The following is a 1,114-nucleotide window of genomic DNA, read 5'->3' as shown; positions in this document are numbered from 1 at the left end:
CACACCGACATTAATATTTTGAAGTGTGTTTGTATTCATAATAAGCTAACTCTTGCTTGCGTAATGCGGGTTCGAGACCCAGTCGAGTATTCGAGTTTGGTGCTTGGAGTTCTATGTCGCGTTCATGTTTGTTATCGGTCTCTCGATAGAGGAGCCAGCGTTCAATCGAACTACAACATAGAAAGCTTTAGTTGCGGCTAAAGCCTGGGTCTCACATTACCCGAAACAGGTCGATTAATGGGGATAATTTCCCATACAAAGCGTTAAAGAGGGACTTGGCACGCGTGGCATTTTCAATTTGCGTTGGGTTTAGTGTTTAAGGTGTGATGCGGTCACTTTTTTGGTGCGTGCCTGCGCCCCTTAACGCGGCGTTATGTTTAATCACGTAAAATCAGCTGGTTGCATCTTTTCTTTGTTCCTTCGTATTTCCAATTTTGGTCATGTCGGCAGGTTAACTTCAGTGGTCGCTGTTTTCTGGACTCCAATTCGTGGGCGCTAAAAATTCAGAGTGTTGCCTCATTTAAGTTCAGTGCGTTTGTGAGTCGAATAAAGAGTCTTGGTTTCAAAGTTTGAGCTCCAGTTTTCGGTTTCTCACGCTAAAACTCAAAATCATTAGAATCAAATTTATGAGTTAATTCAGCTTTTTAGCGTCTGGTTTTGGTTTGCAAAGGTAAGTCGAGTTAAGCTATTGGTATCGCAAACTTAACCCTTTGAGCCTTAAACATAACAAGGCGTTTAAGAGGGATTCATGCCGCGTGGCATTTTTGGTTTGCAGTGAGTTTTGGTGGTGAAAGTGGTCTGCGGGAAGTTGGTTTATGCGGCATTCACCCCTTAACGCAGCGTTAGGAATTTAGAGGAAATAATAAGTGCGGTGGATTGATTACGTAGTCAAGCAATGGAGAACATTAGGTGGTGAAGCTAGCATACAGTGACCTTTATGCTGAAATTGAAGCACTGAAAAGGCGGTAACTTAACTAAAAGCTGGAAAGCTACTGTAAGAAATACTGTTGAGAGTTATTCGAGCGATTCGGATAACTGGACTCCAAGTCGAGATGACCTTTTTTATAGCGTCGATGGTAAAGGTAGTGGGCGCTGGGCTCTTAGGAACTTTGAA

At 42.8% G+C, this 1,114-nt stretch carries 1 protein-coding gene; it reads left to right on the top strand.

Annotated elements, in window-relative coordinates:
• Window positions 1-723 precede the first annotated feature (723 nt).
• The gene (locus CIK04_RS35915) at window positions 724-846 is read left to right on the top strand and encodes a DUF3265 domain-containing protein (protein WP_097353715.1); all 123 of its coding nucleotides are present in this window, start codon (window positions 724-726) and stop codon (window positions 844-846) included.
• The last annotated feature ends 268 nt before the right edge of the window (window positions 847-1,114 follow it).

Source organism: Vibrio sp. 03_296 (assembly GCF_002265885.1).
Note: the sequence above shows the minus strand (reverse complement) of the source record. Positions and strands in the feature narration are given on the sequence as shown.